Source organism: Pukyongiella litopenaei (genome assembly GCF_003008555.2).
Lineage (GTDB): Bacteria > Pseudomonadota > Alphaproteobacteria > Rhodobacterales > Rhodobacteraceae > Pukyongiella > Pukyongiella litopenaei.
In genome coordinates this window covers 3,808,551-3,834,732 of record NZ_CP027665.1, presented here as the reverse complement: position 1 = coordinate 3,834,732, position 26,182 = coordinate 3,808,551, and the positions used below count along the sequence as shown (strand labels likewise).

Below are 26,182 nucleotides of genomic sequence, written 5' to 3'. Positions count from 1 at the left end.
ACGCCTGCGCAGGTTTGAAACCGGTTGTTCCGGTCGCGATTTGGGATAGGTTTCACATATGTATGCAATTGCCACCACGTCTATGCGGCGGATCGCCTGTCTGACCGCCGGCCTGATGCTGATCCTGCTGACGGGCATAGCCGCGCGCGCGGCGGATTCGGCCCGGATCGCGGAATTCCTGCGGGTCACCGGGTTCGACGTGGCGCTGGACAGTATCGCGCTATCGGCGGAATCGGCACCGGCGATGCTGGGATTCGAAGATGACGCGTTCGGCGATGAATGGGCGCGGCTGGCAAGGCTGGTCTTCGACGCCGGGGTCATGCGCGGGCTGGCCGACGACCTGCTCGAGGCCGGGCTGGACGACGCGCTGCTCGATCACGCGGTCGGCTTCTACGCGACCGATCTCGGGCAACGGCTGGTCGAGGTCGAAAACGAGGCCCATTCCGATCCCGACGGCGATGCGCGGCTGGCGCGGGCGGAACAGCTTGTCGCGCGGCTCGCCGACACCGAACCGGCCCGGCTCGAATTGCTGGAACGGATGAACCGGGCGATCGATGCCTCGGGCAACAGCCTGAGAGCCATCCAGGAGGTGCAGGTGCGATTCCTCGTGGCGGCACATATGGCCGGCATCGTCGAACTGCGCATGGACCCCGATGAAATGCGGGCCTTCATGCGTGAACAGGAGGCGGAAACCCGTCGCGAGATGGAGCGCAGCGCGCTCCTGGGTGCGGCCTGGACCTACCGCGATTTCACCGATGCCGAGATCGAAACCTACCTGCATGCGCTGGAGGAACCGCAGATGCAGGCGGTCTATGCCTTGCTCAACGCGGTGCAATACGAGATCATGGCCAACCGGTTCGAGGCGCTGGCCGCGCAGATGGCCGGCTGGCGCCGCGGACAGGATATCTGACCCGGCCTGATATCTGACACCGGCCTGTCCGATCCGGCCCGCCGGGGCCTGAAACCGCTTGACAGTCCGGACCTGCATGGCCATAAGCGCGCATCCCGGCCGGATGCCCCGCGCCGGGTTTTGCAGTCAATCACGCCCGACGGGGCGCGCTGTCCGCGGTGGCCGAGCCATGTGTTCAGGCCGAAACGCCCGAAAGGGGGCCCCAGGACGCGGTGAAGAAGGAAAATGCGATGTTTGCGGTCCTCAAGACCGGCGGCAAGCAGTACCGGGTCGAATCCGGTGACGTGCTGCGCGTCGAGAAGCTGGCGGCTGCCGCCGGCGAGAAAATCCAGTTCAACGATGTCCTGATGCTGGGCGGCGACGAAACCGTCGTCGGCACGCCGCTGATCGAAGGCGCGGGCGTGCAGGCCGAGGTCATCGACCAGATCAAGGGCGAGAAGCTCATCCATTTCGTGCGCCGCCGCCGCAAGCATTCCAGCAAGCGGACCAAGGGCCACCGCCAGAAGCTGACCCTGGTGCGGATCACCGAGATCCTCGCATCCGGCGCCGACAAGACCGGTGTGAAGGCCGCAGCCGGTGCCGGTTCAGCCGTTGCCACGCCCGCCGCCAAGGCTGAGGCGCCCGCGGGCGCCGACGATCTCAAGAAGCTGTCGGGTGTGGGTCCCGCGCTCGAGAAAAAGCTGCACGCCGCCGGTGTCACCAGCTTTGCCCAGATCGCGGCATGGACGGATGCCGATGTTGCTGATATGGACGAGAAACTGTCGTTCAAGGGCCGGATCGAGCGTGAAGGCTGGATCGAACAGGCCAAAGAACTGGCCAAAGGCTAAGGAGAGAGAGAATGGCACATAAGAAAGCTGGCGGTTCCTCCCGCAACGGTCGCGACTCTGCGGGCCGTCGCCTTGGCGTCAAACTTTTCGGTGGTCAGGCCGCGATCGCGGGCAACATCATCGTGCGTCAGCGCGGCACCAAGTTCTGGCCGGGCGAAGGCGTCGGTATCGGCAAGGATCACACCATCTTTGCGACTACCGATGGCGCCGTGACCTTTCATAAGGGTCTCAAGGGCCGAACCTTCGTATCCGTGATGCCGGTGGCGGAGGCTGCCGAATAGGGCCGAACCTGAACGATTTACGGAAAATCATCGGGGACCGGCTGAAAGGCCGGTCCCTTTTCTTTTGCCGCTGACCTTGCGGCAGGGACGACGAGAAAACATATTGAGCGGGTGGGGAGAACATCCAACAAAACCCCCGCTTGTATGTTGTGTTACCGAGGAGGGCGGAACATGAAGCTGGATCTCATCATCAACCAGCCGGTGGTGGAAACCGAACTTTTCGATCTGCGCCCGTTGCGCAAATCCGATGAGGGTCTGATCGAACATTATGGCAGCGACGAACGGGTGGCTCGCATGACCACCTCGATCGCGCATCCGTTGCCACCGGGCGCGACCGAAGCTTTCGTCGCCCGTGCCATGACCGACGACCGCGACGAAGATGTCTGGGCGATGGATGGCACCAAGACCGGCGGCGCCGAGGTGATGGGGCTGATCTCGCTCCAGAAACTCGACCGCAACCAGTCGGAAATCAGCTATTGGGTTGCCCCGGTCTATTGGAACACCGGGCTGGCCACGCGCGCGGTGCGGGCGCTGGTCGATGCCAACCCGTTGAAGAACGACACCATGTTCGGGTCCGTTTTTCAGGACAACCCGGCCTCGGCCCGGGTGCTGATCCGCTGCGGTTTCGAATATCTCGGCGATGCCGAGAGCTATTCGGTGGCGCGTGACGCAACCGTTCCGACCTGGACCTACAGCCGGAAACTGTGATTGGCCCCGCCGGGCCTTTGCGCTAGAGCGTTTCCGGATTCAACTTGATCGAAGCGGCGGAACGCTCGGGGGACCGGCATGAAATTCCTGGATCTTGCAAAGGTTCACATCCGTTCGGGTGCGGGTGGCGGGGGCTGTGTCAGCTTCCGCCGCGAAAAGTTCATCGAATATGGCGGCCCGGATGGCGGGGATGGCGGCCGGGGCGGGTCGGTCCGGGCCGAGGCGGTCGACGGGCTGAACACCCTGATCGATTTCCGCTATCAGCAGCATTTCTTTGCCAAGAGCGGCCAGCCGGGCATGGGCCGGCAGCGCACCGGCAAGGATGGCGACGATATCGTGCTGCGCGTGCCGGTCGGGACCGAGATCCTGGACGAGGACCAGGAAACCGTGATCGCCGACATGACCGAGCTGGGCCAGAGTGTCGAACTGGCGCGTGGCGGCAATGGCGGTTTCGGCAACCTGCATTTCAAATCCGCGACCAACCAGGCCCCGCGCCGCGCCAATCCGGGGCAGGAGGGGGTCGAACGCACGCTGTGGCTGCGGCTCAAGCTGATCGCCGATGCCGGGCTGCTGGGCTTGCCCAACGCGGGCAAATCCACCTTCCTGGCCGCCACCTCGAATGCCCGGCCCAAGATCGCGGATTATCCGTTTACCACGCTGCATCCCAATCTCGGCGTGGTCGGCGTCGATGGTGCCGAATTCGTGATCGCGGACATTCCCGGCCTGATCGCGGGCGCCCATGAGGGCAGGGGGATCGGGGACCGGTTCCTCGGCCATGTCGAACGGTGTTCGGTCCTGCTGCACCTGGTGGATGCCACATCGGCGGATATCGCCGGTGACTACCGGACCATCATCGACGAGCTGGAAGCCTATGGCGGCCACCTGGCCGACAAGCCGCGTGTGACCGCGCTCAACAAGGTCGATGCGCTGGATGACGAGGAACGCGCGGCGGCCAAGGCCGCGCTGGAAGAGGCTAGCGGCGCCAACGTTCTGGCGATGTCCGGCGTCAGCGGCGAGGGGCTGACCGAGGTGCTGCGGGCGCTGCGGGCCGGGATTCGCGAGGATCGCCTGCGCCATGCCGACACGAGCGAGGCCCAACCGTGGCGGCCCTGACCGGCGCCCGCCGGCTGGTGGTCAAGATCGGCTCGGCGCTGCTGGTGGATCGCGACAGCGGGGCGTTGCGGGCCGACTGGCTGGACACGCTGGCCGGGGACGTGGCGCGGCTCAAGCGGCGCGGCTGCGATGTGATCCTGGTCTCGTCCGGTTCGATCGCGCTGGGGCGGGGCGTGCTGGGGCTGGGGCTGGCCGACCTCAAGCTCGAACAGTCGCAGGCCGCCGCCGCTGTCGGACAGATCCGGCTGGCGCGGGCCTATGAACAGGTTTTGGCGCCGCATGGTATCACCACGGCGCAGGTTCTGGTGACGCTGGAGGACAGCGCCGACCGCCGCCGCTATCTCAATTCCCGCGCCACGCTGGAAACATTGCTGAGCCTTGGCGTGGTGCCGATCGTGAATGAAAACGACACCGTCGCCACCGACGAGATCCGCTATGGCGACAATGACCGGCTGGCGGCCCAGGTGGCGGTGACGGTGGGCGCCGACAGGCTGGTGCTGCTGTCGGATGTGGACGGGTTCTATTCGGGCAATCCCAATACCGATCCCAACGCGCGCCGGTTCGACAGGATCGACGCGATCACGCCCGAAATCGAGGCGATGGCGGGGGATGCCGGGTCGGGCCTGTCCAAGGGCGGCATGAAGACCAAGCTGATGGCCGCGCGGCTGGCGACCGGCGCCGGTTGCGCCATGGCGATCACCGAAGGATCGCGCGACAACCCTTTGACGACACTGGAAAACGGCGCGCCGGCTACATGGTTCACCGCGCAGCTCGACCCGCAGGCGGCCCGCAAGAGGTGGATCGCGGCAATGAAACCGCGGGGCGAGATCGCGGTGGATGCGGGCGCCACCCAGGCCCTGTTTCGCGGCAACAGCCTGCTGCCCGCCGGTGTGACCGGGGTCAGCGGCAGTTTCGGGCGCGGCGACCCGGTGGTGATCGTCGGCCCTGACGGTGCGCGGCTGGGGCAGGGCCTGACCCGTTACACCGCCGCCGAGGCCCATGCGATCCGGGGCCGGAAATCCGCCGAGATCGAACCGACCCTAGGCTATCCGGGGCGGGCCGCTTTGATCCATCGCGACGATATGGCAATCTGAGACCCGATCGCAGCCCCCGGCCTAGGGGGCGCAACCCGAGACCTCTACAAAGGCGCGCTATTTCATGAAAGACCTAGACAATATCCCCGAGTTGATGGCCGGTATCGGCAAACGCGCCCGTGCCGCGGCGGCCGAACTGGGCTTTGCCAGCGCCGAAGCCAAGCGCACGGCCCTGATCGCGGCGGCCGATGCGGTCTGGGCCAGCCGCGGCGCCATCATCGACGCCAATGCGCGCGACCTCGACTATGGCCGGGACAAGGGGCTGTCACCGGCGATGATGGACCGGCTGATGCTGGATGAAAGTCGCATTCAGGGGATCGTGGACGGGCTGCGCGCCGTTGCCGGTCAACCCGACCCGGTGGGCGAGGTTCTGGCCGAGTGGGACATGCCCAGCGGGCTGAACATCCGGCGCGTGCGCACGCCTCTGGGGGTGATCGGCGTGATCTATGAAAGCCGGCCCAACGTGACCGCCGATGCCGGGGCGCTGTGCCTGAAATCGGGCAACGCGGTGATCCTGCGTGGCGGGTCCGAGAGCTTTCATTCCTCGGCGGCGATCCATGCCTGCCTCGTCGACGGGGTCAGGGCGGCGGGCCTGCCCGAAGACGCGATCCAGCTGGTGCCGACCCGTGACCGGGCGGCGGTGTCCGAGTTGCTGACGATGACCGAACATGTGGACGTGATCGTCCCGCGCGGCGGCAAGGGGCTGGTCGGGCTGGTGCAGCGCGAGGCGCGCGTGCCGGTTTTCGCCCATCTCGAAGGCATCGTGCATATCTATATCGACAAGGCCGCGGACCGGCAGAAGACGCTCGACGTGGTGCTGAACGCCAAGACCCGCCGGACCGGCATCTGCGGCGCCGCCGAATGCCTGCTGATCCACCAGGACGTGGCCGAAACGCTGGGGCGCGAGGTGATCGGGGCATTGCTGGCCAGCGGTGTCGAGGTGCGCGCCGATGCGGCACTGGCCGGTATCGACGGCACCGTCGCGGCCGACAGCGGTGACTGGGGGCGCGAATATCTCGATGCGATCATTGCCGCCCGGGTCGTGCCCGACATCGATGCGGCGATTACGCATATCCGCCGCCACGGGTCGAACCATACCGATTGCATCATGACCGCGGATGACCATGCCGCGGCGCGGTTCTTCGAACGGCTCGACAGCGCGATCCTGATGCGCAATGCCTCGACCCAGTTCGCCGACGGGGGCGAGTTCGGCATGGGCGCCGAAATCGGCATCGCCACCGGCAAGATGCACGCCCGCGGGCCGGTGGGCGCGGCGCAGCTGACCAGCTTCAAATACCTGGTGACCGGGGACGGAACCGTGCGCCACTGAGGCGGCTCAGAATTCGAGCACCAGCCGGTGATCGCTGTCGCGGCTGTAGGACATGCGGCGTCCGAGATCGCGGGCGACCTGGGGGATCAGCGCGAACTGCACTTGCGCCGGGGTCACCGGGTCGGGTGGCGGCGCGCCGTCGAATATCGCCCAGAGCGCGGCATCCATCGTCATTTTTCCGGCCTCGCCGACCATGCGCCACCGGCCGGCGCGGCTGTCCACGCAGACGGTGCCGCCATAGGGCATCGCGGTTTCAAAACACTGCAGCGCGAGAAAGGCCAGCCTGACCTCGCTGCGCGGCAGCGGATCGGCGGGGGACCAGTCCACCCGCAACCGCCCGCCGCGGCCCATGTCGTCGAGAACCGAAACGATCTCGGCCCGGCTGATCATCTGGTCGTCGGCCCGGCCATAGGCGATGCGAAAGAACCGGATCCGCGCGCCCGCATTGCCGACACTGTCGGCGATCAGTTCCATCTCGGGGCCCTGCGTGGCGCCGGTCAGGTCGAGCAGTTCCAGGCCGTTGGTGATCGCCCCGATCGGGCTGATCAGGTCGTGGCAGATCCGCGACCCTATCAAAGCCGCCAGATTGACATTAGTATCGCTCATGAAATTACCCCCCGAAGGACCGGAAAAATGTCCGATCTCAATGCCATACTTGCACCCGGCATGCTGGTGCGCCATCCGGGAAAACCCCAATGGGGAACCGGCCAGGTGCAATCCAGCATCGGCGGCCGGATCACGGTGAACTTTCCCGAAGCGGGCAAGGTGGTCATCGATGGGTCCCGTGTCGAACTGATCCCCGTCTTTGATCCGTGAAACTGGTTGACGAAAGGTAAACGTGCTGCGGTTGCGCCATACCGGTGCTTTGGCTAAGACCGGGCGGCAATGCCGCGCCATCCAGTTCACGACATGCTGACCCAGAGCACCGATTTTTCCGTCAGGCTTGCCCGTTCCGAAGACGATCTGCGCGCCGCGCAGGCGCTGCGTTACGACGTCTTCGTCCGCGAACTGGGCGGGGGCGGGGACATGGTCGATCATGCGGCGGGGCTGGAGCGGGACCGGTTCGATCCGTTCTTTGACCACCTGATCGCGCGCGACGACAGCACCGGGCAGGTCGTCGGGGCCTATCGCCTGCTGCGCGAGGATCAGGCGGCGCGCGCGGGTCAGTTCTATTCCGAAGACGAATACGACCTGTCGGTTCTCAGGGCATCAGGCCGGCGGCTGCTGGAACTGGGCCGGTCCTGCCTGCACCCCGATTATCGCGGCGGCACGGTGATGGTCCACCTGTGGTCGGCGCTGGCGGATTATGTGGCCGAACACGGGATCGAAATCCTGTTCGGCGTCGCCAGCTTTCACGGCACTGATACCGAGGCGTTGGCGCAGCCGCTGTCGATGCTGCATCACAACCATCTCGCCCCGCCAGACTTGCGGGTGCGCGCGCAACCCGCGCAATTCCAGCGGATGGACCTGTTGCCGCCCGAGGCGCTCGACCGGCGCCGCGCGATGCTGCAGATCCCGTCACTGATCAAGGGCTATCTCAAACTGGGCGGCGCGGTGGGCGAGGGCGCGTTCATCGACCACGCGTTCAACACCGTCGATGTCTGCCTGGTGATGGATACGCGCCGCATGAACGAGCGGCAGAAGCGGCTTTACACCCGCAGCCGGGATGCATGACGCCGCTCTGGGATAGCGAGATCCCGCCCGATCCGGTGGAAATCACGGCCACAGGATGGCTGCGCGCGCTGGTGCGCGGGCTGGTGCTGGGCGGGCTGGTATTCGGATGCCTGGCGCTTTTGCTGGTGGTGCGGCTGGTGGAACGGCCGCTATGCGGCCTGCGGCGCCCGGTGACGCCCTACATCACGCAATTCGTCTGCCGCAATGCGTTTCGCGTCCTGGGCATGAGGTTTCGCAGCACCGGAGACCTGATGACCGGCATGGGGGCGGTTGTCTCCAACCATGCGTCGTGGCTGGACATCTTCGCGCTCAATGCGCGCAAGCGGATCTATTTCGTCTCGAAGGCCGAGGTGGCGGGTTGGCCGGGTATCGGCTGGCTGGCCCGCGCCACCGGCACCGTTTTCATCGAACGCGACCGCAAACGCGCGCGCGAACAGACCGAACTGTTCGAGGCAAGGCTGCGCGCGGGGCACAAGCTGCTGTTCTTTCCCGAAGGCACGTCCACGGACGGCCTGCGCGTTCTTCCCTTCAAGACAACCCTTTTCGCGGCGTTCTTTACGGATGCGCTGAGGGACCGGATGCAGGTTCAGCCGGTGACGCTGGTCTATACCGCGCCTGACGGGCAGCCCGAACGGTATTACGGCTGGTGGGGCGAGATGGCGTTCGGCCCGCACCTGCTGGCCACGCTGGCGGCGCGGCGGCAGGGGTCGGTCGAGGTGATCTATCATGCGCCGGTGCGGGTCGCCGAGTTTGCCGACCGCAAGGCGCTGGCCCGGCATTGCGAGGCCGCGGTCCGGTCCGGGCTCGATGTGGCATTGAGCGCACGAGACGATCACCCGGCGCGACCGTGACGCCGGGTTGCGGCACTGCAACTTGCCCCTTGCAGGGGATAGCGAAACCCCATATATGCGCGCCATTCAAACCCGCAGGCGGGGTTTGGGCCTGTCCGGGGGAGACATCCCCGGAAGACCACCGGTTGGGGCACATGCCCTGAACCCCCGCCGAGGCTAAAACCGGAAAGGAAAACGAGCATGGCTCTTCCCGAGTTCACCATGCGTCAGCTGCTTGAAGCCGGCGTTCACTTTGGCCACCAGACCCAGCGCTGGAACCCGCGCATGGGCGAATACATCTATGGTGCGCGCAACGGCATCCACATCCTGGACCTGACCCAGACCGTGCCGATGCTGGACCAGGCCCTGCAGGTGATCCGCGACACCGTGGCCAAGGGCGGCCGCGTGCTGTTCGTCGGCACCAAGCGCCAGGCCAGCGCGCCGATCGCCGAAGCGGCCGAGAAATCGGCGCAGTACTACATGAACCACCGCTGGCTCGGCGGCACCCTGACCAACTGGAAAACCGTCAGCCAGTCGATCAACCGTCTCAAGGAGATCGACGAGGCGATGGAAACCGGCGCCGAAGGCCTGACCAAGAAGGAACGCCTGGGCATGGAACGCGACCAGGGAAAGCTGCAGGCTTCGCTGGGCGGTATCCGTGAAATGGGCGGCACGCCGGACCTGCTGTTCGTCATCGACGTGAAAAAGGAAGCCCTGGCCGTGGCCGAGGCCAACAAGCTGGGCATCCCGGTCGTGGCTGTGGTCGACACCAACTGTTCGCCCGACGGCATCGACTACATCATCCCCGGCAATGACGACGCAGCACGGGCGATCGGGCTCTACTGCGATCTGGCCGCGCGTGCGGCGCTCGACGGCATGAGCGCGCAGCTCGGCGCCGCCGGTGTCGACCTGGGGGCGATGGAAGAAGCGCCCGCCGAAGAGGCCGTGGCCGAAGACGCCGCCGCGGAAGCACCGGCTGAAGCACAGGCCGAAACACAGGCCGAGGCACCGGCCGAAGGCTGAGCATTCGTCACCGTTACGACATGCGGGGCAGGCTATGACCTGCCCCAGACCCGTTGAAATGAGGAGAGCCAAGAGATGGCAATCACAGCAGCACTGGTGAAACAACTGCGCGACGCGACCGGCGCCGGCATGATGGACGCCAAGAAGGCGCTGACCGAAACCGATGGCGACATGGACGCCGCGGTCGACTGGCTGCGCACCAAGGGCCTGGCAAAGGCCGCCAAGAAATCGGGTCGCACCGCGGCCGAGGGTCTCGTGGCCGTGGTCGTCGATGGCAACAAGGGTGTTGCGGTCGAGGTGAACTCGGAAACCGATTTCGTCGGCAAGAATGCCGAGTTCCAGGACATGGTCGCCGATTTCGCCAAGACGGCGCTGAGCGTTGATGATGTCGAGGCGCTGAAGGCTGCCGATCTGGGCGGCAAGACCGTCGCCGACGTGCTGACCGACAAAATCGCCACCATCGGCGAGAATATGAACCTGCGCCGCATGGCGTCGATCGAAGGCGGCACCGTCGTGTCCTATGTCCACAACGCGGCGGCGCCGGGCATGGGCAAGATCGGTGTCCTGGTTGCCATGACAGGCGGTGACGAGGCGTTCGGCAAACAGGTGGCGATGCATGTCGCGGCCGTGAACCCCGCCGCGCTGAGCGACGCCGACCTGGACCCGGCCGTGGTCGAAAAGGAAAAGCAGGTGCAGATGGACATCGCCCGCGAATCCGGCAAGCCCGAGCAGGTGATCGAAAAGATGATCGTCGGCCGGATGAAGAAATTCATGGCCGAGGTGACCCTGCTGAATCAGTCCTTCGTCGTGAACCCGGACCTGACCGTTGGCGCGGCGGCCAAGGAAGCCGGTGCCGAGATCACCGGGTTTGTCCGTCTCGAGGTCGGCGAGGGCATCGAGGTCGAGCAGGAAGATTTTGCCGCCGAGGTTGCCAAGGTCGCGCAGGGCTGACCGCGCGGTCGATTCGTTCGTGCACCGACAATCTACAAACAAGAACGGGGCTGCGCCAGGCGCAGCCCCGTCCCATTTGGGGGGGATTGTGAACATTCTTCGCAGCCGGAACGGCACAGGTCTGGCGTCGAAGCACTTGATACTAGAACTAGATTCCGGCCCGAAGATCCGAAAAGAAACCTCCGGACCGGACAGGTCAGAGAGCCTTGTAATTGCAAGGATCATTTCCCGATGTTCCCAGGCCAAAGCCACCACTCACGGAACATGATCAGTTTGCTACAAAACCGGCTCCCGCAAAAGTAGTGTTTTCCTTACCTTGGGTCATGTGTGCGTTGACCGGTTGCCCCGGTCGCCCCGGGGGTTACGCTTCCAGCACGAACATCTGGTTGTGCAACGATGCCTTCAGCACCGCCTGTGCCGTGGTCTCGACGGACAGCGTTTCCCGTGCCAGCCGCAGGTGTTTTTCGACCGTCGCCGGGGTCAGCCCCATGAGCAGCGCGATGTCCTGCGTCGTCTTGCCGTCACCGACCCAGTGCAGCGCCTCGCGCTGGCGTTTGGTCAGGCCGCGATTGGGCGGGCGATAGGGCAGCGCCAGGATCTTGAGATGGGCCGCGTTGTTCATCAGCAGCAGGTCCTGGCCCTGGCGTTCCCAGATCTCATCCACGTCATCCTGGGTCAGATCCTTGTTGGCGCATAGCGACATGACGCCCTTGGATCGCGGCGACACCGACCGGAAACTGACCGTGCACCCGGCGGTAACGCCCATCCGCTTGTTGAACTCGTGCACCTTGCGTTCCTCGGGCGTCATCTTGCCGTCCGGGAGCAGTTCGGGGATCTGGCTCCAGCAGCAATAGCCTTCGTTCTGCAGGGCCCATTTCAACATCGGCGAATGGAAATACAGCCCGGTATGTACGAACCCCTCGACATATTTTTCCGGCTGGTTGGTCAGGATCACGAAATCCTCGGGGTCGCCCAGCGACGTATCCGTCCAGTAATAGGTGCTGCCATAGACCAGGCGATCAAACCCGTAATCCGCCATCTCGGCGGTGTGGGCGGCCCACAGTTCTTCGAGCGTTTGTGCATTCAGCAGATAATTCAGATAGTTGCTGATCTTCATTCAACTTTCCTCTGCGCTCAGATGCGCGGCCAGCGCATCGATCGCCAGCAGGTATCCCTGCGGGCCGAAACCGCATATCTGCCCGAGGGCCACCGGGGCGATCAGGGACCGATGGCGGAATTCTTCCCGGGCATGGATGTTGGACAGGTGAAGCTCGATCACCGGCAGCCCGACCGAACTGATCGCGTCGCGCAGCGCGATCGAGCTATGGGTATAGGCCCCGGCATTGAGCACGATACCGGCATGGCGCGTGCGCGCATCATGGATCGCATCGACCAGCGTGCCCTCGTGGTTCGATTGCCGGCACTCGGTCTCATACCCGCGTTCCGCGGCGCGGTCCCGGCACATCGCTTCGATCTCGGGCAGCGTCGAGGCGCCGTAGATCTCCGGCTGGCGGGTGCCCAGCAGGTTCAGGTTCGGTCCGTTGAGAACGAGAAGGCTCGGCATGGGCGGTTATTTCCTGTCAGTGCAGTAAACGCTAGCCTGTCCTGACGCCGGATGTCCAGCGAACAGGAATGGACGGCCGGGTATCGCCGCCCGACATCGCCGGATGCCGGCCATCAGTTGCCGGGGGCAAACACCGTCAGCCCGAGCCAGTCGGCCACCACCGCCGGCACGTCGCTGCCCTCGATCTCGATCGTCAATATGTGTTCCTGCAGCAGTTCGGTGCCGGACCGTTTTGTGGCCGATTTCAGGACGAACCGGCCCCTCAGCCGCGAGCCCGCTGGAACCGGCTTCAGGAACCGCAGCTTGTTGAACCCGTAATTGATGCCCATGACGGCACCCGGATGATGCGGCAGCGCGTCATAGGCAAAGCGGCTGGCCAATGACAGCGTCAGGAACCCGTGCGCGATGGCGCCGCCGAAGGGCGTGTCGCGCGCGGCGCGGTCGGGATCCACATGGATCCATTGTTCGTCATGGGTGTTGGTGGCAAAGCTGTCGATCATCGGCTGATCGACGGTGATCCAGTCCGAGACGCCGATTTCCCGTCCCAGCCGCGCCTCGGCCCGTGCCAGCGCGTCGTCGGTTGCACTCATGTCCTTCTCCCCTTCATGGATCCGGGCCGACGCGCACCATGCGCTTGCCCCGGTTGTCACCCGCCAGCAACCCGATCAACGCGCCCGGCGCGTTTTCGAGCCCCTCGACGATATCCTCGGACACCCGGATCCGGCCCTCGGCCACCCAGGTCTGCAATGCCCGCAGCGCGGTGGCGTCCCGATCGGCGAAATCCATCACGATGAACCCCTCCATCCGCAGCCGTTTCACCACGACCAGCCCCGGCAGGTTGCGCGGGCCGGTGGGCGTCGCGGTGTCATACTGGCTGATCGCGCCGCAGCAGACCACGCGGCCGCGCTCGTTCATCACCGCCAGCGCGGTTTCCAGCGTTTCGCCGCCGACATTGTCGAAATAGACATCGACCCCGTTCGGGCAGGCGGCGCGCAGCGCCTTGTAGAGGCCCGGCGCGCGGTAATCGACACAGGCGTCGAACCCCAGGTGATCGACCACCCAGGCGCATTTTTCGGCGCCGCCGGCGATGCCCACCACGCGGCAGCCCAGCGCCTTGCCGATCTGGCCGACATAGCCGCCCACCGATCCGGCGGCGGCGGAGACGAGGATGGTTTCCCCGGCGATGGGCCGCCCGACATTGACCAACCCGTGAAACGCGGTCTTGCCGGCGATGCCATAGACGCTCATCAGGTGGGACAGCGGGCGAATCTCGGGCTGTTTCAGCACCAGCCGGGCAGGGCGGGTGACGTAATCGGCCCAGACCGATTCGGTTGCGACGATATCGCCGGGCGCCAGCCGGTCGCTGCGGCTCTCGATCACCTCGCACAGCGCATAGGTGGGCATGGCGTCCCCGGCGCGCACCGCGTCGCGATAGGTGGCGCCCTGCATCCACGACCGGTTGGCGGCGTCGATGGACATCAGGATCGTGCGCAGCAGGACCTCGCCCTCTGCGGGCTCGGGCATCGGCGCCTCGGCCAGCGCAAAGTGGCGCGGCTCGAGCGCGCCGTCGGGCAGGTCGGCGACGGTGATCTGGCGATTCCCGGTCATTGGTGCAGTCCTTTCACTCTCGGTCTGTGTGGCATTGCATCTCGGCGTCAAAGACGCGCATTCTGCGCGAAACTGGAAAACGAAGGGGCGTGACCATGACCCGTGAATATCGCCAGCATGTCTATGCACCGCCGCCTGGGGCCTGCGACATGCTGCTGATCCGCCACGGCGAAAGCCAGCCGGCCGTGCCGGGCGAGAGCTTTCCAATGACCGGCGGGCATGGCGACCCGGCGCTGCATCCCGATGGCGAGGCACAGGCGCGCGCCGTGGGCGAGCGGCTGAAGGGCGAGACGCTGGCGGCGATCTATGTCACCACGCTGCGCCGGACCCATCAGACCGCCGCGCCGCTGGCCGCGCATCTGGGGTTGACGCCGGTCGTCGAACCGGACCTGCGCGAGGTGTTCCTGGGCGACTGGGATGGCGGTGAATACCGCATTCGCGCGGCCAATGGCGACCCGGCCTTTGCGCGCGCGAAGGCGGGCCATGAATGGGGCGAAATCCCCGGCGCGGAAACCACCGCCGCCCTGCATGGCCGCGTGCGCTTGGGGCTCGAGCGCATCGCCGCTGCCCATGCCGACCAGAGGGTGGCCGTGTTCGTGCATGGCGGCGTGGTCGGCGCCGCGATGAGCATCGGCAGCGGCGCCCGGCCATTTGCCTTCAACGGCGCGGCCAACGGGTCGATCAGCCGCATCGTGATCCGCGGCGGCGACTGGGATGTGCGGGGCTACAACGACTGCGCGCATCTGCCCTAGTCGTCGTCGCCCATCGTGACCACGACCTTGCCCATCACCTTCCGGTCCTGCATCGCAACCAGCGCCTCAGCGGCCCGCGCGAGCGGGTAGGTGGCGGAGATGCGCGGCCTGATCCGGCCCTCGGCATACATCCCGAACAGGTCGGCCATGTTCTCGGCATGGCCCGCCGGATCGCGGAACACCGATGCCCCCCAGAAGACGCCGACGATCTCGCAGCCCTTGAGCAGCGGCAGGTTCAGCGGGATGTTCGGTATGCCGGCGGGAAACCCGACGACGAGGAACCGGCCCTGCCACGCCATCGCGCGGATCGCGGGTTCGGCATAGTCGCCGCCAACCGCGTCATAGACCACGTCGACACCATCGCCGCCGGCCAGTTTCTTGATCTCGCCCGACAGCGCCTTTTGCGCATCGCGGTCCATATCGCGGGGGTAGATCAGCGTTTCATCGGCGCCGAGATCACGGCAGAACATTGCCTTGTCGGGCGAGGAGACCGCCGCGATCACCCGCGCACCGGCGGCCTTGCCCAGTTCGATCGCCGCCGCGCCGACACCACCCGCCGCGCCGAGGACCAGCAGCGTTTCACCTTCGCCGAGATGCGCGCGGTCCTTCAGCGCGTGATGCGAGGTGCCGTAGGTAAAGATGAAACAGGCCGCATCTTCATAGGGCATCGCGTCGGGGATCCTGACCGCGCGGCTGGCATCCAGCATCATGTGGGTCGCAAACCCGCCATGCCCGGTCAGCGCCAGGACCCGGTCACCGGGCGCAAAGCCGGTCACGCCGTCGCCCAGCCCGACCACCTCGCCGGCGACCTCGCCGCCCGGCGCGAACGGCCGGGGCGGTTTGATCTGGTAGAGATCGCGGATCATCAGCGTATCGGGATAGTTCACCCCGGCGGCATGAACCCGCAGCAGCAATTCGCCCTTTTTCGGCTCGGGCATCGGCAGTTCTGTGAGTTCCAGGGTTTCCGGGCCGCCGGGGGCGGTGGACAGCAGGGCCTTCATGTTTCATCCTCCCGTTCGACGCGCGGCACGCGCCTTTGGCACAAGTGATCCAGCCGCCGGTCGGCTTGTCAATCGCGGGTGGTCCGCACGGCCCGCGACGTGGCGTCAGGGCGCGATGGCGGAATTTTTCCTTGCCCATGGCGGCGCGGCGGCGATTATCGCGGCAACGACGGGGGGAGGAGAGCAGATGAGCATCAGGTTCGACGGGCGCGTGGCCATCGTGACGGGGGCAGGGGCCGGGCTGGGCCGCAGCCATGCGCTGGGGCTGGCGGAACGCGGTGCGCGGGTCGTCGTCAACGATCTGGGCGCGGCAACCGATGGAACCGGTCGTTCCTCGGACGCGGCACAGGCCGTGGTCGAGGAAATCCGCGCCGCCGGCGGCGAGGCGATGGCGCATGGCGCCGACGTGGCCAGCGAGGAGCAGGTGGCCGACATGGTCGCCCGCACGATGGACGCCTGGGGGCGCATCGACATCCTGATCAACAATGCCGGGATCCTGCGCGACAAGACATTCGCCAAGATGGCGCTGGACGATTTCCGCAAGGTGATCGAAGTGCACCTGATGGGGTCCACCACCTGCACCCATGCCTGCTGGCCGATCATGCGCGAACAGGGCTATGGCCGGGTGGTGCTGACCGCGTCCTCCTCGGGGCTCTACGGCAATTTCGGTCAGGCCGGCTATGGCGCGGCCAAGGCGGCGATGGTGGGGCTGATGAACGTGCTGCACCTGGAAGGCGCGCGCGACAACATCCGGGTCAACACCCTGGCGCCCACGGCGGCCACCCGGATGACCGAAGACCTGATCCCGCCCGATGCGCTGGCCCTGATGGCGCCCGAGAAGATCACACCCGGCGTGCTGTGGCTGGTGTCCGAGGACGGGCCGTCGCGGTTCATCATGGGCGCGGGCGCCGGGTGTTTCGCCCGGGCCCGGATCTTCGAGACCCCCGGCATCACGCTGACCGACGACGACCTGTCGCCCGAAGCCGTGGCCGCCGCCTTTGACGCCATGTCCGACACCGAAGGGCAGGAGGCGCTGGTCGATGCCTTTTCGCAAACCCGCAAATACGTCGCCAATGCAGCACGAGCCCGCGGGCTTTCGCTGGACTGGGGCAACTGACAGTTCCGAACGAGGAGAAACCCATGCGTGACGCAGTAATCGTATCGACAGCCCGCACCCCGATCGGCAAGGCCTATCGCGGGGCGTTCAACGCCACCACACCGCAGGCCCTGGCCGCGCATGCGGTATCGAACGCGGTTGCCCGCGCCGGTGTCGATCCCGCCGAGATCGCCGACTGCATCGTCGGCGCCGCGCTGCAACAGGGCCATTCCGCCGGCAACATCGCCCGCCAGACGGCGATCCGCGCCGGGCTGCCGGTCACGGTCGCGGGCATGTCGGTCGACCGCCAATGCGCCAGCGGCATGATGGCGATCGCGACCGCGGCCAAGCAGATCGTCCATGACGGCATGGACGTTGCCGTGGGCGGCGGGGTCGAAAGCATCTCGATGGTGCAGACCAACGACATGCGCGTCAGCCCCGATCCCTGGCTGATGCAGACCAAGCCCGACATCTACATGTCGATGCTGGAAACCGCCGAAACGGTGGCCGCGCGCTATGACATCAGCCGCGAGGCGCAGGACGAATACGCGGCCCAGTCGCAGGCCCGCACCCATGCGGCGCAGCAGGCGGGCCGGCTGGGCGATGAAATTGTGCCGATGACCACGGTGATGAAGATCCAGAACCGGGACACCGGCGAGATCAGCGACCACGAGGTGACGCTGGACAAGGACGAAGGCAACCGCCCCGGAACGACGGCCGAGTCGCTGGCCGGGCTGCAGCCGGTGTTCAAGAACGGGATGAAGATCAAGGAAGGCGGCTATATCACCGCGGGCAATGCCAGCCAACTGTCCGATGGCGCGGCGGCCAGCGTGCTGATGGAGGCCAGGCTGGCCGAACAGCGCGGGCTGGAGCCCCTGGGCCGCTATATGGGCGTGATGGCCGCGGGCTGCGAACCCGACGAAATGGGCATCGGGCCGGTATTCGCGGTGCCGAAGCTGCTGAATGCGCATGGGCTGAAGATGGACGATATCGGCCTTTGGGAACTGAACGAAGCCTTCGCCGTGCAGGTGCTCTATTGCCGTGACAGGCTGGGCATCCCGGACGAGTTGCTGAACGTCAATGGCGGCGCGATATCTATCGGGCATCCCTACGGCATGTCCGGCGCGCGCATGGTCGGTCACGCGCTGATCGAGGGCAAACGGCGCGGCGCGCGCTATGTCGTCTGCACCATGTGCGTGGGCGGCGGCATGGGGGCGGCCGGCCTCTTCGAGGTGCTGTGATGGACGGCTCGGCTATCTGGCGGCGAAACGACGACCATCTGCCCGCCGCGCTGCGCGGCCTGCGCCTGCCGCTGGTGGGTTCGCCGATGTTCATCATCTCGGGCCCCGAACTGGTGATCGCCCAGTGCAAGGCGGGGATCGTCGGGTCCTTTCCGGCGCTGAACGCGCGCGAGGCCGAGGGCGAGCCGCCCTTGCTGGAGGCATGGCTGCGGCAGATCACCGAGGAACTCGACCGCCACAACCAGGCCAATCCGGACAATCCGGCAGCGCCCTTCGCGGTGAACCAGATCGTGCACCGGTCGAATGCGCGGCTCGAGCGCGATCTCGAGATCTGCGCGCGCTGGAAGGTGCCGATCTGGATCACCTCGCTGGGGGCGCGCGTCGAGGTGAACGAGGCCGCCCATTCCTGTGGCGGCATTACCCTGCACGACATCATCAACAACACCTTCGCGAAAAAGGCGATCGAAAAGGGCGCGGACGGCCTGATCGCGGTTGCCGCCGGCGCGGGCGGTCACGCGGGGCCGCAATCGCCCTTTGCCCTGATCCGTGAAATCCGCGCCTGGTTCGACGGCCCGCTGCTGCTGTCTGGGGCCATCGCCTCGGGCGAGGCGTTGCTGGCGGCCCGCGCGGTGGGGGCCGATTTCGGCTATATGGGCAGCCCGTTCATCGCCACCAGCGAAGCCAATGCGCAGCCCGGCTACAAGCAGATGATCGTCGATTCAGGCGCCGAGGATATCGTCACTTCGTCCCTGTTTACGGGGGTTTCCGGGAACTACCTCAAGCCGTCGATCGCCGCGGCCGGGCTCGATCCCGACAACCTCGCCACCGCGACACCGGACAGCATGAATTTCTCGTCGGGGTCGTCCAAGCCGAAGGCCTGGAAGGAAATCTGGGGATGCGGGCAGGGTATCGGCGACGTGCACGACGTCACCGACGTGGCCACGCTGGTCAACCGGCTCGACCGTGAATACCGGGCCGCGGGGGCGCGGCTGGCGGCCGAGTTCGCGGCCGGTTTCGCGGCCGGGTTTTCGACCGGGGCCACGGACTGAGCGATGGCCGAACTGCTGGTCGTCCGGCACGGGCAGGCGTCGTTCGGCGCCGATGATTATGATCGCCTGTCCGAAACCGGGCACCGGCAGTCCGAACTGGCGGGTGCCGCGCTGCGCGGGGCGGGGTGGGTGCCCGACCGGCTGATCACCGGCACGCTCGCGCGGCAGCGCGACACGCTGGCCTCGATGGGCTTTGACGCGGAACCGGAAACGCATCCGGGTCTGAACGAATATGATTTCCACGACCTGCTGTCGGTCAGGTTCGGTGGCGATGTGCCCGATCCGGTGCGCCATGACCGCAAGACCCATTTCCGCACCCTGCGCGAAACCATCCTCGACTGGCAGGCGGGCGGCCTGACCGCAGCGCGGGAAAGCTGGGCCGATTTCGCCGGCCGGGTCGAAGCGGCGCGCGCGTTTGCCACCGACACCCCGGCCAGGCGGGTTCTGGTGATCAGTTCCGGCGGGCCGATCGGACAGCTCGTGGCCTCTTCGCTGGGGGCACCCGAGGCGCAGATGCTGGCGCTGAACCTCCAGGTAAAGAACACCTCGTTCACCCGGTTCATCTTTACCGGCAGCAGGTTTTTCCTGCACGAATTCAACACCACGCCCCATCTGATGGCGGCGGACCGCGACCATCTGCTGACCTACAGCTAGAAAGGACAGGCTATGACCGATACGCAGACGCTCGACCTCGATGCCGTCGGGGCCTATCTGAAGGACCATCTGGACGGGTTCGACGGCCCGCTGGAGGCGACGAAGTTCGAGACCGGCCAGTCCAACCCGACCTTCCTGCTGAAGACACCGGCGCGCGACTATGTCCTGCGCCGCAAGCCGCCCGGCGTGCTGCTGAAATCCGCCCATGCGGTCGACCGCGAATTCCGGGTTCAGAAGGCGCTGGCCGGCACCGATGTGCCGGTCGCGGCGATGCACCTGCTGTGCGAGGATGACGGCGTGATCGGCTCGGCCTTCTACGTCATGGATCATGTCCCGGGGCGCAACTTCAAGGACCCGGTGATGGAGGGTGAGACCAACGCCACCCGCACCGCGGTGATCGACGAGATGAACCGGGTGCTGGCGGCGCTGCACATGGTCGATATCGATGCGGTCGGCCTGTCCGACTATGGCCCCGAAGGCAGTTACTATGAACGCCAGATCAGCCGCTGGTCCCGGCAATACCGTGCGTCCGAAACCGAGGCTGTCCCGCAGATGAACCGGCTGATGGAGTTGCTGGTCGAACGGATGCCCGAGGATGACGGTCAGCGCACGCTGGTGCATGGGGACTACCGGATCGACAACATGATCTTCGACGCGGAATCGGCCGATTGCCGGGCGGTGCTGGACTGGGAACTTTCGACCATCGGGCATCCCTATGCCGATCTCGCGTCGGTGATCATGCAGTGGCAGATGCCGCAGGGTGGCATGGGGCGTGGGCTCGCCGGTGTCGACCGGGCCGAGCTGGGCCTGCCGTCGGACGAGGCCTTTGTCGCCGCCTATTGCGAAAGGCGGGGTTTGCCGGGCATCGAGAATTTCGGCTTCTACCTGTCCTTCTGTTTCTTCCGCATGGGTGCGATCCTGCAGGGCGTCCTGAAACGCGCGCTGGATGGCAACGCGTCCAACCCGGAGCGCGCGATGCGGCTGGGCGGCTTCGTGCCCGTGTTCGCTGAAAGCGGCATCGCTGCGCTCAAAGGTTAGGCATCCGGGCGGTCGCAGCCTGAAATGACGCTAGGTCACCCCCGCAGGGCGTCCCATGTGGCGCGTGCGGGGGCGTGCCAGAGCGCATCTCAACCGCTCCTCGGTTTGTGGCGGGGTGTCCTGAAATGGTCGGATTCCATATGGTTACGGACCATTCCTGAACTTGAATTCCGCGATCTCCGCACCGAACCCGGCACACCGCCGGGCGTGATGATCTTCCGTGGTGGATGCTTGACTTTGAACCGCGATGTGCAACTCTCGGTGCATGGGCCCCGGGGCGCGAATGGGAGCGTGCGAACGGAACCGGCCTGACATGAAGGGGAGGAAACCACATGAAGAAGAAAACGATTCTGGGTATGGGGACCGCTCTTGCCCTGACCCTGGGGGCATCCGCGGGTTTTGCCGAGAACATCAAGATCGCATTCATCGATCCGCTGTCTGGTCCGTTTGCAAGCACCGGCACCAATGGCCTGCACCAGTATGAATTCGCGGCGCAGGCACTGGTCAACGACAAGGGCGGCGTGCTGGGCGGCGACATGTTCGAGATCGTTCCCTTCGACAACAAGATCAGCCCCAAGGAATCCCTGATCCAGTTGCAGGTCGCGATCGACCAGGGCGTCCGCTATGTGGTGCAGGGGAATTCCTCCGGCGTTGCCCACGCGATCACCGACGCAGTGGCCAAGCACAACCGGCGCAACCCGGACAGCCGCGTGCTGTTCCTGAACTATGCGGCAGTCGATACCGCGCTGACCAACGAGAAATGCAATTTCTGGCATTTCCGGTTCGATGCCAATGCCGACATCAAGATGGACGCGCTGACCGACGTCATCGCCGCGAACGAGAACATAAAGAAGGTCTATGTCATCGGGCAGGACTATTCTTTTGGTAAGACCGTCGCCGAGGCGGCCGAGAAGAACCTGGCCGAGAAACGCCCGGATATCGAGATCGTCGGCAACGAGCTGCATCCGATCGGCAAGGTCAAGGACTTCACCCCCTATGCCCGCAAGATCGTGGCATCCGAAGCCGACGCGGTGATCACCGGCAACTGGGGCTCGGACATGCTGGGCCTCGGCAAGGCGGTGATCGAGAACGGGTTCAGCGGCCCGATTTACACCTATTATGCCGCCGGCAGCGGCATGACAGCCGCCTTTGGCGAAACCGGCAAGGGGTCGATCCGCCTGATCGGCGAGGGCCAGATCAACCCGCCGCCATCCGACGAGGCCACCGCCTATTACGAGGCGTTCAAGGCCAAATACCCCGATGGCAACATTGATCAGCCACGGATCAGCAACGTGATCGCGATGCTGGCCAAGGCGATCGAAGAGGCGGGAACCGCCACGGATGTGGTTGCCGTTGCCAATGCGCTGGAAGGCATGGAATTCGAGAGCATGTGGGGAACCAAGATCTACATGCGGCCGGATGATCACCAGGCGATCCAGAACCTGCATGTCGGCGCGCATACCGACGAGAACATCACCTTTCCCTACGACAATTCGGACTATGGTCTGCTGTCCGAGTCCACGGTCGAGATGGCCGGCATGGACAGTGCCACCACCTGCGACATGAAACGCCCGTGACAAGACATGCCGGCCCGCCCCGACCGAGGCGGGCCGCTGCCTTCATGCGTCGTCGTTCCAAACCTGATTACCGGAGGGGCCTATGGACCTCATACTCGTCAACCTGATTGACGGGCTCGTCACCGGGTTGCTGCTGTTCATGCTGTCGGCGGGCCTGACGCTGATTTTCTCGATGATGGGTGTTCTGAACTTTGCCCATGCCAGTTTCTACATGCTGGGCGCCTATTTCGCCTATCAGATCAGCCTGGGCCTGGGGTTCTGGATGGGGCTGCTGGTCGCGCCGATCATCGTCGGGGTGATCGGGGCCGGCGTCGAACGCTACGGTCTGCGCCGGGTGCACCAGTATGGCCATGTGCCCGAGCTGATTTTCACCTTTGGACTGGCGCTGCTGATCGAGGAGATCGTGCAGTTTTTCTGGGGCAAGAACCAGATGCCCTATTCGCCACCCGAGGCGTTGCAGTTCACCCTTTTCTCGATCGCCGGGAACGCGATCCCGGCCTACAAGATCTTCATGATCTTTGTGTCGATGGGCATTTTCATCGCGCTCCTCTATGTGCTGACACGCACCCGCGTCGGCATGGTGATCCAGGCGGCGCTGAGCTATCCCAAGACGGTCGAGGCGCTGGGGCATAACGTGCCGCTGGTCTTCATGGGCGTGTTCGGGGTCGGCACCGCGCTGGCCGGGGTGGCCGGCGTGATTGCCGGGCCGGTGCTCGGGACCTTTCCCGGCATGGCCTTCCTGCTCGGGTCGATCGTGTTCGTGACCATCGTGATCGGCGGGCTGGGGTCCTTGTGGGGCGCCTTGGTGGCATCGCTTCTGATCGGCTGGCTGACCACTTTCGCGGCCTCCTACAATGTCGAGTTCGCCGACATACTGATGGCTCTCGGCCTGCAAAAGCCCGAGGACATGGATACCGCGCTGCTGCGCGACCTGTGGTCGCTGACCCTGCCGCAGATCGGGCCGATCCTGCCCTACCTGCTGATGGTGCTCATTCTGGTGTTCCGGCCCTATGGCCTGTTCGGGAAGCGTGACGTATGAGCCGCGCCATCCGCACCGCGTCCGCCGCCGCACCCGATCACCTGTCGCTCAGATCGGCCGTCCCGTGGGTGATCGCCGGTCTGTGCCTGCTGGTGATGCCCTATGTCTTCACCTCGAACAGCGCCATCACCATCATGAACCAGATGGCGATCACCATCGTCTTTGCGCTGGCCTACAACATGCTGCTGGGGCAGGGCGGGATGCTGTCCTTCGGCCATGCGGTCTATATGGGGGCCGGGGGGTTTTTCTGCGTTCACATCATGAACATGGAGGATCTCTTTGCCCGGATGCCGCTGCCGCTGCTGCCGGTGTTCGGGGGCCTGTTCGGCATGGGGCTGGCAACCATCGTGGCGTCGTTTTCGACGCGCAAGGCCGGAACTGTGTTCGCGATGATTTCGCTCGGCGTGGGTGAACTGATCGCGGCCTGCTCGATCATCATCGTCGCGTTCTTCGGCGGCGAGGAAGGGGTGTCGGGCGACCGCACCTATGGCCTGCCGGTGTTCGACATCGAGTTCCTGCACCAGATCGAGGTCTATTACCTCACCGCCTTCTGGCTGCTGCTGTCGGCCCTGCTGATGTACCTGTTTTCGCGCACCCCGATCGGTCGGATGGCCAACGCGGTGCGCGACAATCCCGAACGGGCCGAGTTCCTGGGCTATTCCGCCCGCTGGGTGCGGTTCTTTTCCTTTGTCGCCAGCGGGTTCTTCTGCGGGATCGCGGGCGGGCTCTTCGCGATAAACTACGAGATCCTGACCGAGGAAAACCTGAACCTGGTGCAGTCGGGAACCATCCTGCTGATCACCTTCCTGGGCGGGGTCGGCTTCTTCTTCGGGCCGATCATCGGGGCGATCGTGTTCACGCTCTTGCAGACGGTGCTGAGCCTCGAGACCGAGCTTTGGCAGCTTTACGTCGGCGCTCTGTTCGTGTTGACGGTGATGTATTTCCCCGGCGGGCTGGCCGGCGTGCTGATGATGCATCTTCCGGCCTGGAAACTGGGCAAGCTGCGGCTGCTGCTGGTGCCGTATCTCAAGACGCTGCTGCCCGCGGCAATCGGCATCCTGGGGCTGGCATCGCTGATCGAGATCCTGTTCCACTTTCGCCACGCCTCGGTCGGGGACGAGGAAATGACCCTGTTCTGGATCACCTTCAACAGCCACGCGGTCCTGCCCTGGCTGGTGGCCGGCGCCGTGACGGTCGCGGGCTTCTGGCTGGCGCGGCGCGGGGCGCCCGACCTGGCGGCAACCTGGCATGAGGCGAACAGCACCGATGGAGGGCAGGCGGCATGACGGCGGCGCTAGAGATTGCGGGACTGCGCAAGAGCTTCGGCAAGACCGAGATCATCCGCGGTGTCGATCTTTCGGTCGGAAACGGCGAACGCCATGCGATCATCGGGCCGAACGGCGCCGGCAAGTCGACATTGTTCAACCTGATCACCGGGCGGTTCCCGCCCAGTTCCGGCACCGTTCGCCTGCATAGCCACGACCTGACCGGGCTGGCGCCGTTCCAGATCAACCGTATGGGCCTGAGCCGGTCGTTCCAGATCACCAACATCTTTCCCAGGATGACGGTGTTCGAAAACGTCCGCTGTTCGCTGCTGTGGTCGCGCGGATATCGCTATTCCTTCTGGAACATCGTCAGCCGGTCGCGCGACCTGACCGAGGCGGCCGATGAAATTCTCGAGCAGATCAACCTGACACAGCGCCGGAACCTGCCTGCGGGTGTGCTGTCCTATGCCGAACAGCGCGCGCTCGAAATCGGGATCACCATCGCCGGCGGCGCCAATGTGATCATGCTGGACGAACCCACCGCCGGCATGAGCCATTCCGAGACCGATTACATCGTCGACCTGATCCGGCAGGTCACCGACAACAAGACCCTGATCATGGTGGAACACGACATGGGGGTGGTGTTCGGGCTGGCCGACCGGATCTCGGTGCTGGTCTATGGCGAAATCATCGCCACCGGCCGCCCCGAAGAGGTGCGCGCCAATCCCAGGGTGCAGGAAGCCTATCTGGGCGCGGTGCTGGAGGCAGAGCATTGATGCTGAACGTTCGAGATCTTCACGCGTTCTATGGTAAATCGCACATCCTGCAGGGCGTGAACCTGTCCATCGGAGAAGGCGAGATCGTGGCCCTGCTGGGGCGCAACGGGGTCGGCCGGTCGACCACCTGCAAGGCCGTGATGGGCGAGGTCGCGCCGCAGGGAAACGTTGAATTCAAGGGCCAGCAGATCGCCGGCAAGAAGGCCTTCGAGATCGCCAATCTCGGGATCGGCTATGTCCCCGAGAACCGCGATATATTCCCCGGCCTGACCACGCGCCAGAACCTGGTTCTGGGGCTGAAACCGGGGCAGAAGGACGGGCAGGGGCGCTGGTCGATCGAGGACATGTTCGAAATGTTCGAGAACCTTCGCAAACGTGCCGATGTCGAGGCATCGGTGCTGTCGGGGGGCGAACAGCAGATGCTGACCATGTGCCGCACGCTGATGGGCGATCCCGATTTCATCATGATCGACGAGCCGACCGAGGGCCTGTCGCCGCAGATGACCCAGAAGGTCGCCGAACTGCTGCAGGAGATCGCCCGGCGCGGGATCGCGACCCTGCTGGTCGAACAGAAACTGGCCATCGCGATGGACATCGCGCACCGGGTCTATGTGATGGGCCACGGGCAGGTGGTGTTCGAAGGAACGCCCGACGATCTGCGCCAGCGGGCCGATATCCGCAAGGAATGGCTGGAAGTATGAGCCCCGCCTCGGCGCGCCGCACCCATGGCGATCCGCAACACCGCGCCCGCGGCCGGTCCTGACGCTTCGCGGGCGCGCAG

The 26,182-nt window shown here is 65.3% G+C and carries 29 protein-coding genes; 23 read left to right on the top strand and 6 right to left on the bottom strand.

Annotation, left to right across the window (positions count from 1 at the left end; translation table 11 throughout):
• Window positions 1-58: 58 nt before the first annotated feature.
• The 7 genes from C6Y53_RS18655 to C6Y53_RS18625 all read left to right on the top strand — a co-directional run bounded on the left by C6Y53_RS18655 (window position 59) and on the right by C6Y53_RS18625 (window position 6,263).
• On the top strand, window positions 59-910 hold the full coding sequence (locus tag C6Y53_RS18655) for a DUF2059 domain-containing protein (RefSeq protein ID WP_244614892.1): 852 nt from the start codon (window positions 59-61) through the stop codon (window positions 908-910).
• A gap of 230 nt (window positions 911-1,140) precedes the next feature.
• The gene (locus tag C6Y53_RS18650; protein ID WP_106474201.1) at window positions 1,141-1,737 is read left to right on the top strand and encodes a 50S ribosomal protein L21; all 597 of its coding nucleotides are present in this window, start codon (window positions 1,141-1,143) and stop codon (window positions 1,735-1,737) included.
• An 11-nt stretch (window positions 1,738-1,748) separates the two neighbouring features.
• Window positions 1,749-2,018 (top strand): 50S ribosomal protein L27, encoded by a 270-nt coding sequence (rpmA, locus tag C6Y53_RS18645; RefSeq protein ID WP_106473796.1) that lies wholly within the window; start codon window positions 1,749-1,751, stop codon window positions 2,016-2,018.
• Window positions 2,019-2,189: 171 nt separating this feature from the next.
• On the top strand, window positions 2,190-2,726 hold the full coding sequence (locus C6Y53_RS18640; protein WP_106473795.1) for a GNAT family N-acetyltransferase: 537 nt from the start codon (window positions 2,190-2,192) through the stop codon (window positions 2,724-2,726).
• Between the two features lie 78 nt (window positions 2,727-2,804).
• Entirely contained in the window at window positions 2,805-3,839 is a 1,035-nt protein-coding gene (gene obgE, locus C6Y53_RS18635; RefSeq protein WP_106473794.1) for a GTPase ObgE, read from the top strand.
• Entirely contained in the window at window positions 3,827-4,933 is a 1,107-nt protein-coding gene (proB, locus tag C6Y53_RS18630; protein ID WP_106473793.1) for a glutamate 5-kinase, read from the top strand. Before obgE ends, proB begins: the two co-directional genes overlap by 13 nt.
• Before the next feature lie 64 nt (window positions 4,934-4,997).
• Complete coding sequence (locus C6Y53_RS18625; protein WP_106473792.1) at window positions 4,998-6,263, top strand: glutamate-5-semialdehyde dehydrogenase; 1,266 nt, start codon at window positions 4,998-5,000, stop codon at window positions 6,261-6,263.
• 6 nt (window positions 6,264-6,269) lie between these two features.
• Here C6Y53_RS18625 and C6Y53_RS18620 read toward each other — a convergent pair whose 3' ends face one another.
• Entirely contained in the window at window positions 6,270-6,869 is a 600-nt protein-coding gene (locus C6Y53_RS18620; RefSeq protein ID WP_106473791.1) for a histidine phosphotransferase family protein, read from the bottom strand.
• Between the two features lie 27 nt (window positions 6,870-6,896).
• On the opposite strand from C6Y53_RS18620, the gene C6Y53_RS18615 reads away from it, so the two are divergent.
• From C6Y53_RS18615 to tsf, 5 genes are all read left to right on the top strand, one after another.
• Window positions 6,897-7,079, top strand: coding sequence for a DUF3553 domain-containing protein (locus tag C6Y53_RS18615; RefSeq protein WP_106473790.1), 183 nt, complete (start codon window positions 6,897-6,899; stop codon window positions 7,077-7,079).
• A gap of 69 nt (window positions 7,080-7,148) precedes the next feature.
• Window positions 7,149-7,937 (top strand): L-ornithine N(alpha)-acyltransferase, encoded by a 789-nt coding sequence (gene olsB, locus C6Y53_RS18610; protein ID WP_244614891.1) that lies wholly within the window; start codon window positions 7,149-7,151, stop codon window positions 7,935-7,937.
• Window positions 7,934-8,788: a lyso-ornithine lipid O-acyltransferase gene (gene olsA / locus C6Y53_RS18605; protein ID WP_106473788.1), complete on the top strand. Its 855-nt coding sequence runs from the start codon at window positions 7,934-7,936 to the stop codon at window positions 8,786-8,788. The genes olsB and olsA overlap by 4 nt, the downstream gene beginning before the upstream one ends.
• Window positions 8,789-8,968: 180 nt before the next feature.
• Window positions 8,969-9,790 (top strand): 30S ribosomal protein S2, encoded by an 822-nt coding sequence (rpsB, locus tag C6Y53_RS18600; protein WP_106473787.1) that lies wholly within the window; start codon window positions 8,969-8,971, stop codon window positions 9,788-9,790.
• A 75-nt stretch (window positions 9,791-9,865) separates the two neighbouring features.
• Window positions 9,866-10,741, top strand: coding sequence for a translation elongation factor Ts (tsf, locus tag C6Y53_RS18595; protein ID WP_106473786.1), 876 nt, complete (start codon window positions 9,866-9,868; stop codon window positions 10,739-10,741).
• Window positions 10,742-11,102: 361 nt separating this feature from the next.
• On the opposite strand, the gene C6Y53_RS18590 is transcribed toward tsf, so the two are convergent.
• From C6Y53_RS18590 to C6Y53_RS18575, 4 genes are all read right to left on the bottom strand, one after another.
• Window positions 11,103-11,858 (bottom strand): LuxR family transcriptional regulator, encoded by a 756-nt coding sequence (locus tag C6Y53_RS18590; RefSeq protein ID WP_106473785.1) that lies wholly within the window; start codon window positions 11,856-11,858, stop codon window positions 11,103-11,105.
• Window positions 11,859-12,305, bottom strand: coding sequence for a type II 3-dehydroquinate dehydratase (gene aroQ, locus C6Y53_RS18585; RefSeq protein ID WP_106473784.1), 447 nt, complete (start codon window positions 12,303-12,305; stop codon window positions 11,859-11,861).
• 113 nt (window positions 12,306-12,418) lie between these two features.
• A complete protein-coding gene (locus C6Y53_RS18580; RefSeq protein ID WP_106473783.1) occupies window positions 12,419-12,895 on the bottom strand; it encodes a MaoC family dehydratase in 477 nt (158 codons plus the stop codon).
• A 13-nt stretch (window positions 12,896-12,908) separates the two neighbouring features.
• The gene (locus C6Y53_RS18575) at window positions 12,909-13,913 is read right to left on the bottom strand and encodes an NADP-dependent oxidoreductase (protein ID WP_106473782.1); all 1,005 of its coding nucleotides are present in this window, start codon (window positions 13,911-13,913) and stop codon (window positions 12,909-12,911) included.
• Between the two features lie 95 nt (window positions 13,914-14,008).
• On the opposite strand from C6Y53_RS18575, the gene C6Y53_RS18570 reads away from it, so the two are divergent.
• Window positions 14,009-14,665 (top strand): histidine phosphatase family protein, encoded by a 657-nt coding sequence (locus C6Y53_RS18570; protein WP_106473781.1) that lies wholly within the window; start codon window positions 14,009-14,011, stop codon window positions 14,663-14,665.
• Here C6Y53_RS18570 and C6Y53_RS18565 read toward each other — a convergent pair.
• Window positions 14,662-15,666, bottom strand: a complete 1,005-nt coding sequence (locus C6Y53_RS18565) for an NADPH:quinone oxidoreductase family protein (RefSeq protein ID WP_106473780.1) — start codon at window positions 15,664-15,666, stop codon at window positions 14,662-14,664. The two genes, C6Y53_RS18570 and C6Y53_RS18565, sit on opposite strands and share 4 nt — an antisense overlap.
• Window positions 15,667-15,853: 187 nt before the next feature.
• Here C6Y53_RS18565 and C6Y53_RS18560 point away from each other — a divergent pair, with 187 nt between their 5' ends.
• The 10 genes from C6Y53_RS18560 (at window position 15,854) to C6Y53_RS18515 (ending at window position 26,102) form a co-directional block, all read left to right on the top strand.
• On the top strand, window positions 15,854-16,783 hold the full coding sequence (locus C6Y53_RS18560) for an SDR family NAD(P)-dependent oxidoreductase (protein WP_106473779.1): 930 nt from the start codon (window positions 15,854-15,856) through the stop codon (window positions 16,781-16,783).
• A gap of 23 nt (window positions 16,784-16,806) precedes the next feature.
• A complete protein-coding gene (locus C6Y53_RS18555) occupies window positions 16,807-18,003 on the top strand; it encodes an acetyl-CoA C-acyltransferase (protein ID WP_106473778.1) in 1,197 nt (398 codons plus the stop codon).
• Window positions 18,003-19,052, top strand: a complete 1,050-nt coding sequence (locus tag C6Y53_RS18550; RefSeq protein WP_106473777.1) for an NAD(P)H-dependent flavin oxidoreductase — start codon at window positions 18,003-18,005, stop codon at window positions 19,050-19,052. Before C6Y53_RS18555 ends, C6Y53_RS18550 begins: the two co-directional genes overlap by 1 nt.
• Window positions 19,053-19,055: 3 nt before the next feature.
• On the top strand, window positions 19,056-19,706 hold the full coding sequence (locus C6Y53_RS18545; RefSeq protein ID WP_106473776.1) for a histidine phosphatase family protein: 651 nt from the start codon (window positions 19,056-19,058) through the stop codon (window positions 19,704-19,706).
• Between the two features lie 12 nt (window positions 19,707-19,718).
• Window positions 19,719-20,744 (top strand): phosphotransferase family protein, encoded by a 1,026-nt coding sequence (locus C6Y53_RS18540; protein WP_106473775.1) that lies wholly within the window; start codon window positions 19,719-19,721, stop codon window positions 20,742-20,744.
• A 332-nt stretch (window positions 20,745-21,076) separates the two neighbouring features.
• Complete coding sequence (locus C6Y53_RS18535) at window positions 21,077-22,321, top strand: branched-chain amino acid ABC transporter substrate-binding protein (RefSeq protein ID WP_106473774.1); 1,245 nt, start codon at window positions 21,077-21,079, stop codon at window positions 22,319-22,321.
• A gap of 82 nt (window positions 22,322-22,403) precedes the next feature.
• A complete protein-coding gene (locus tag C6Y53_RS18530; protein WP_106473773.1) occupies window positions 22,404-23,360 on the top strand; it encodes a branched-chain amino acid ABC transporter permease in 957 nt (318 codons plus the stop codon).
• Complete coding sequence (locus C6Y53_RS18525; RefSeq protein WP_106473772.1) at window positions 23,357-24,646, top strand: branched-chain amino acid ABC transporter permease; 1,290 nt, start codon at window positions 23,357-23,359, stop codon at window positions 24,644-24,646. The genes C6Y53_RS18530 and C6Y53_RS18525 overlap by 4 nt, the downstream gene beginning before the upstream one ends.
• A complete protein-coding gene (locus C6Y53_RS18520) occupies window positions 24,643-25,401 on the top strand; it encodes an ABC transporter ATP-binding protein (RefSeq protein ID WP_106473771.1) in 759 nt (252 codons plus the stop codon). Before C6Y53_RS18525 ends, C6Y53_RS18520 begins: the two co-directional genes overlap by 4 nt.
• Window positions 25,398-26,102, top strand: a complete 705-nt coding sequence (locus C6Y53_RS18515; protein ID WP_211299425.1) for an ABC transporter ATP-binding protein — start codon at window positions 25,398-25,400, stop codon at window positions 26,100-26,102. Before C6Y53_RS18520 ends, C6Y53_RS18515 begins: the two co-directional genes overlap by 4 nt.
• Window positions 26,103-26,182 lie beyond the last annotated feature (80 nt).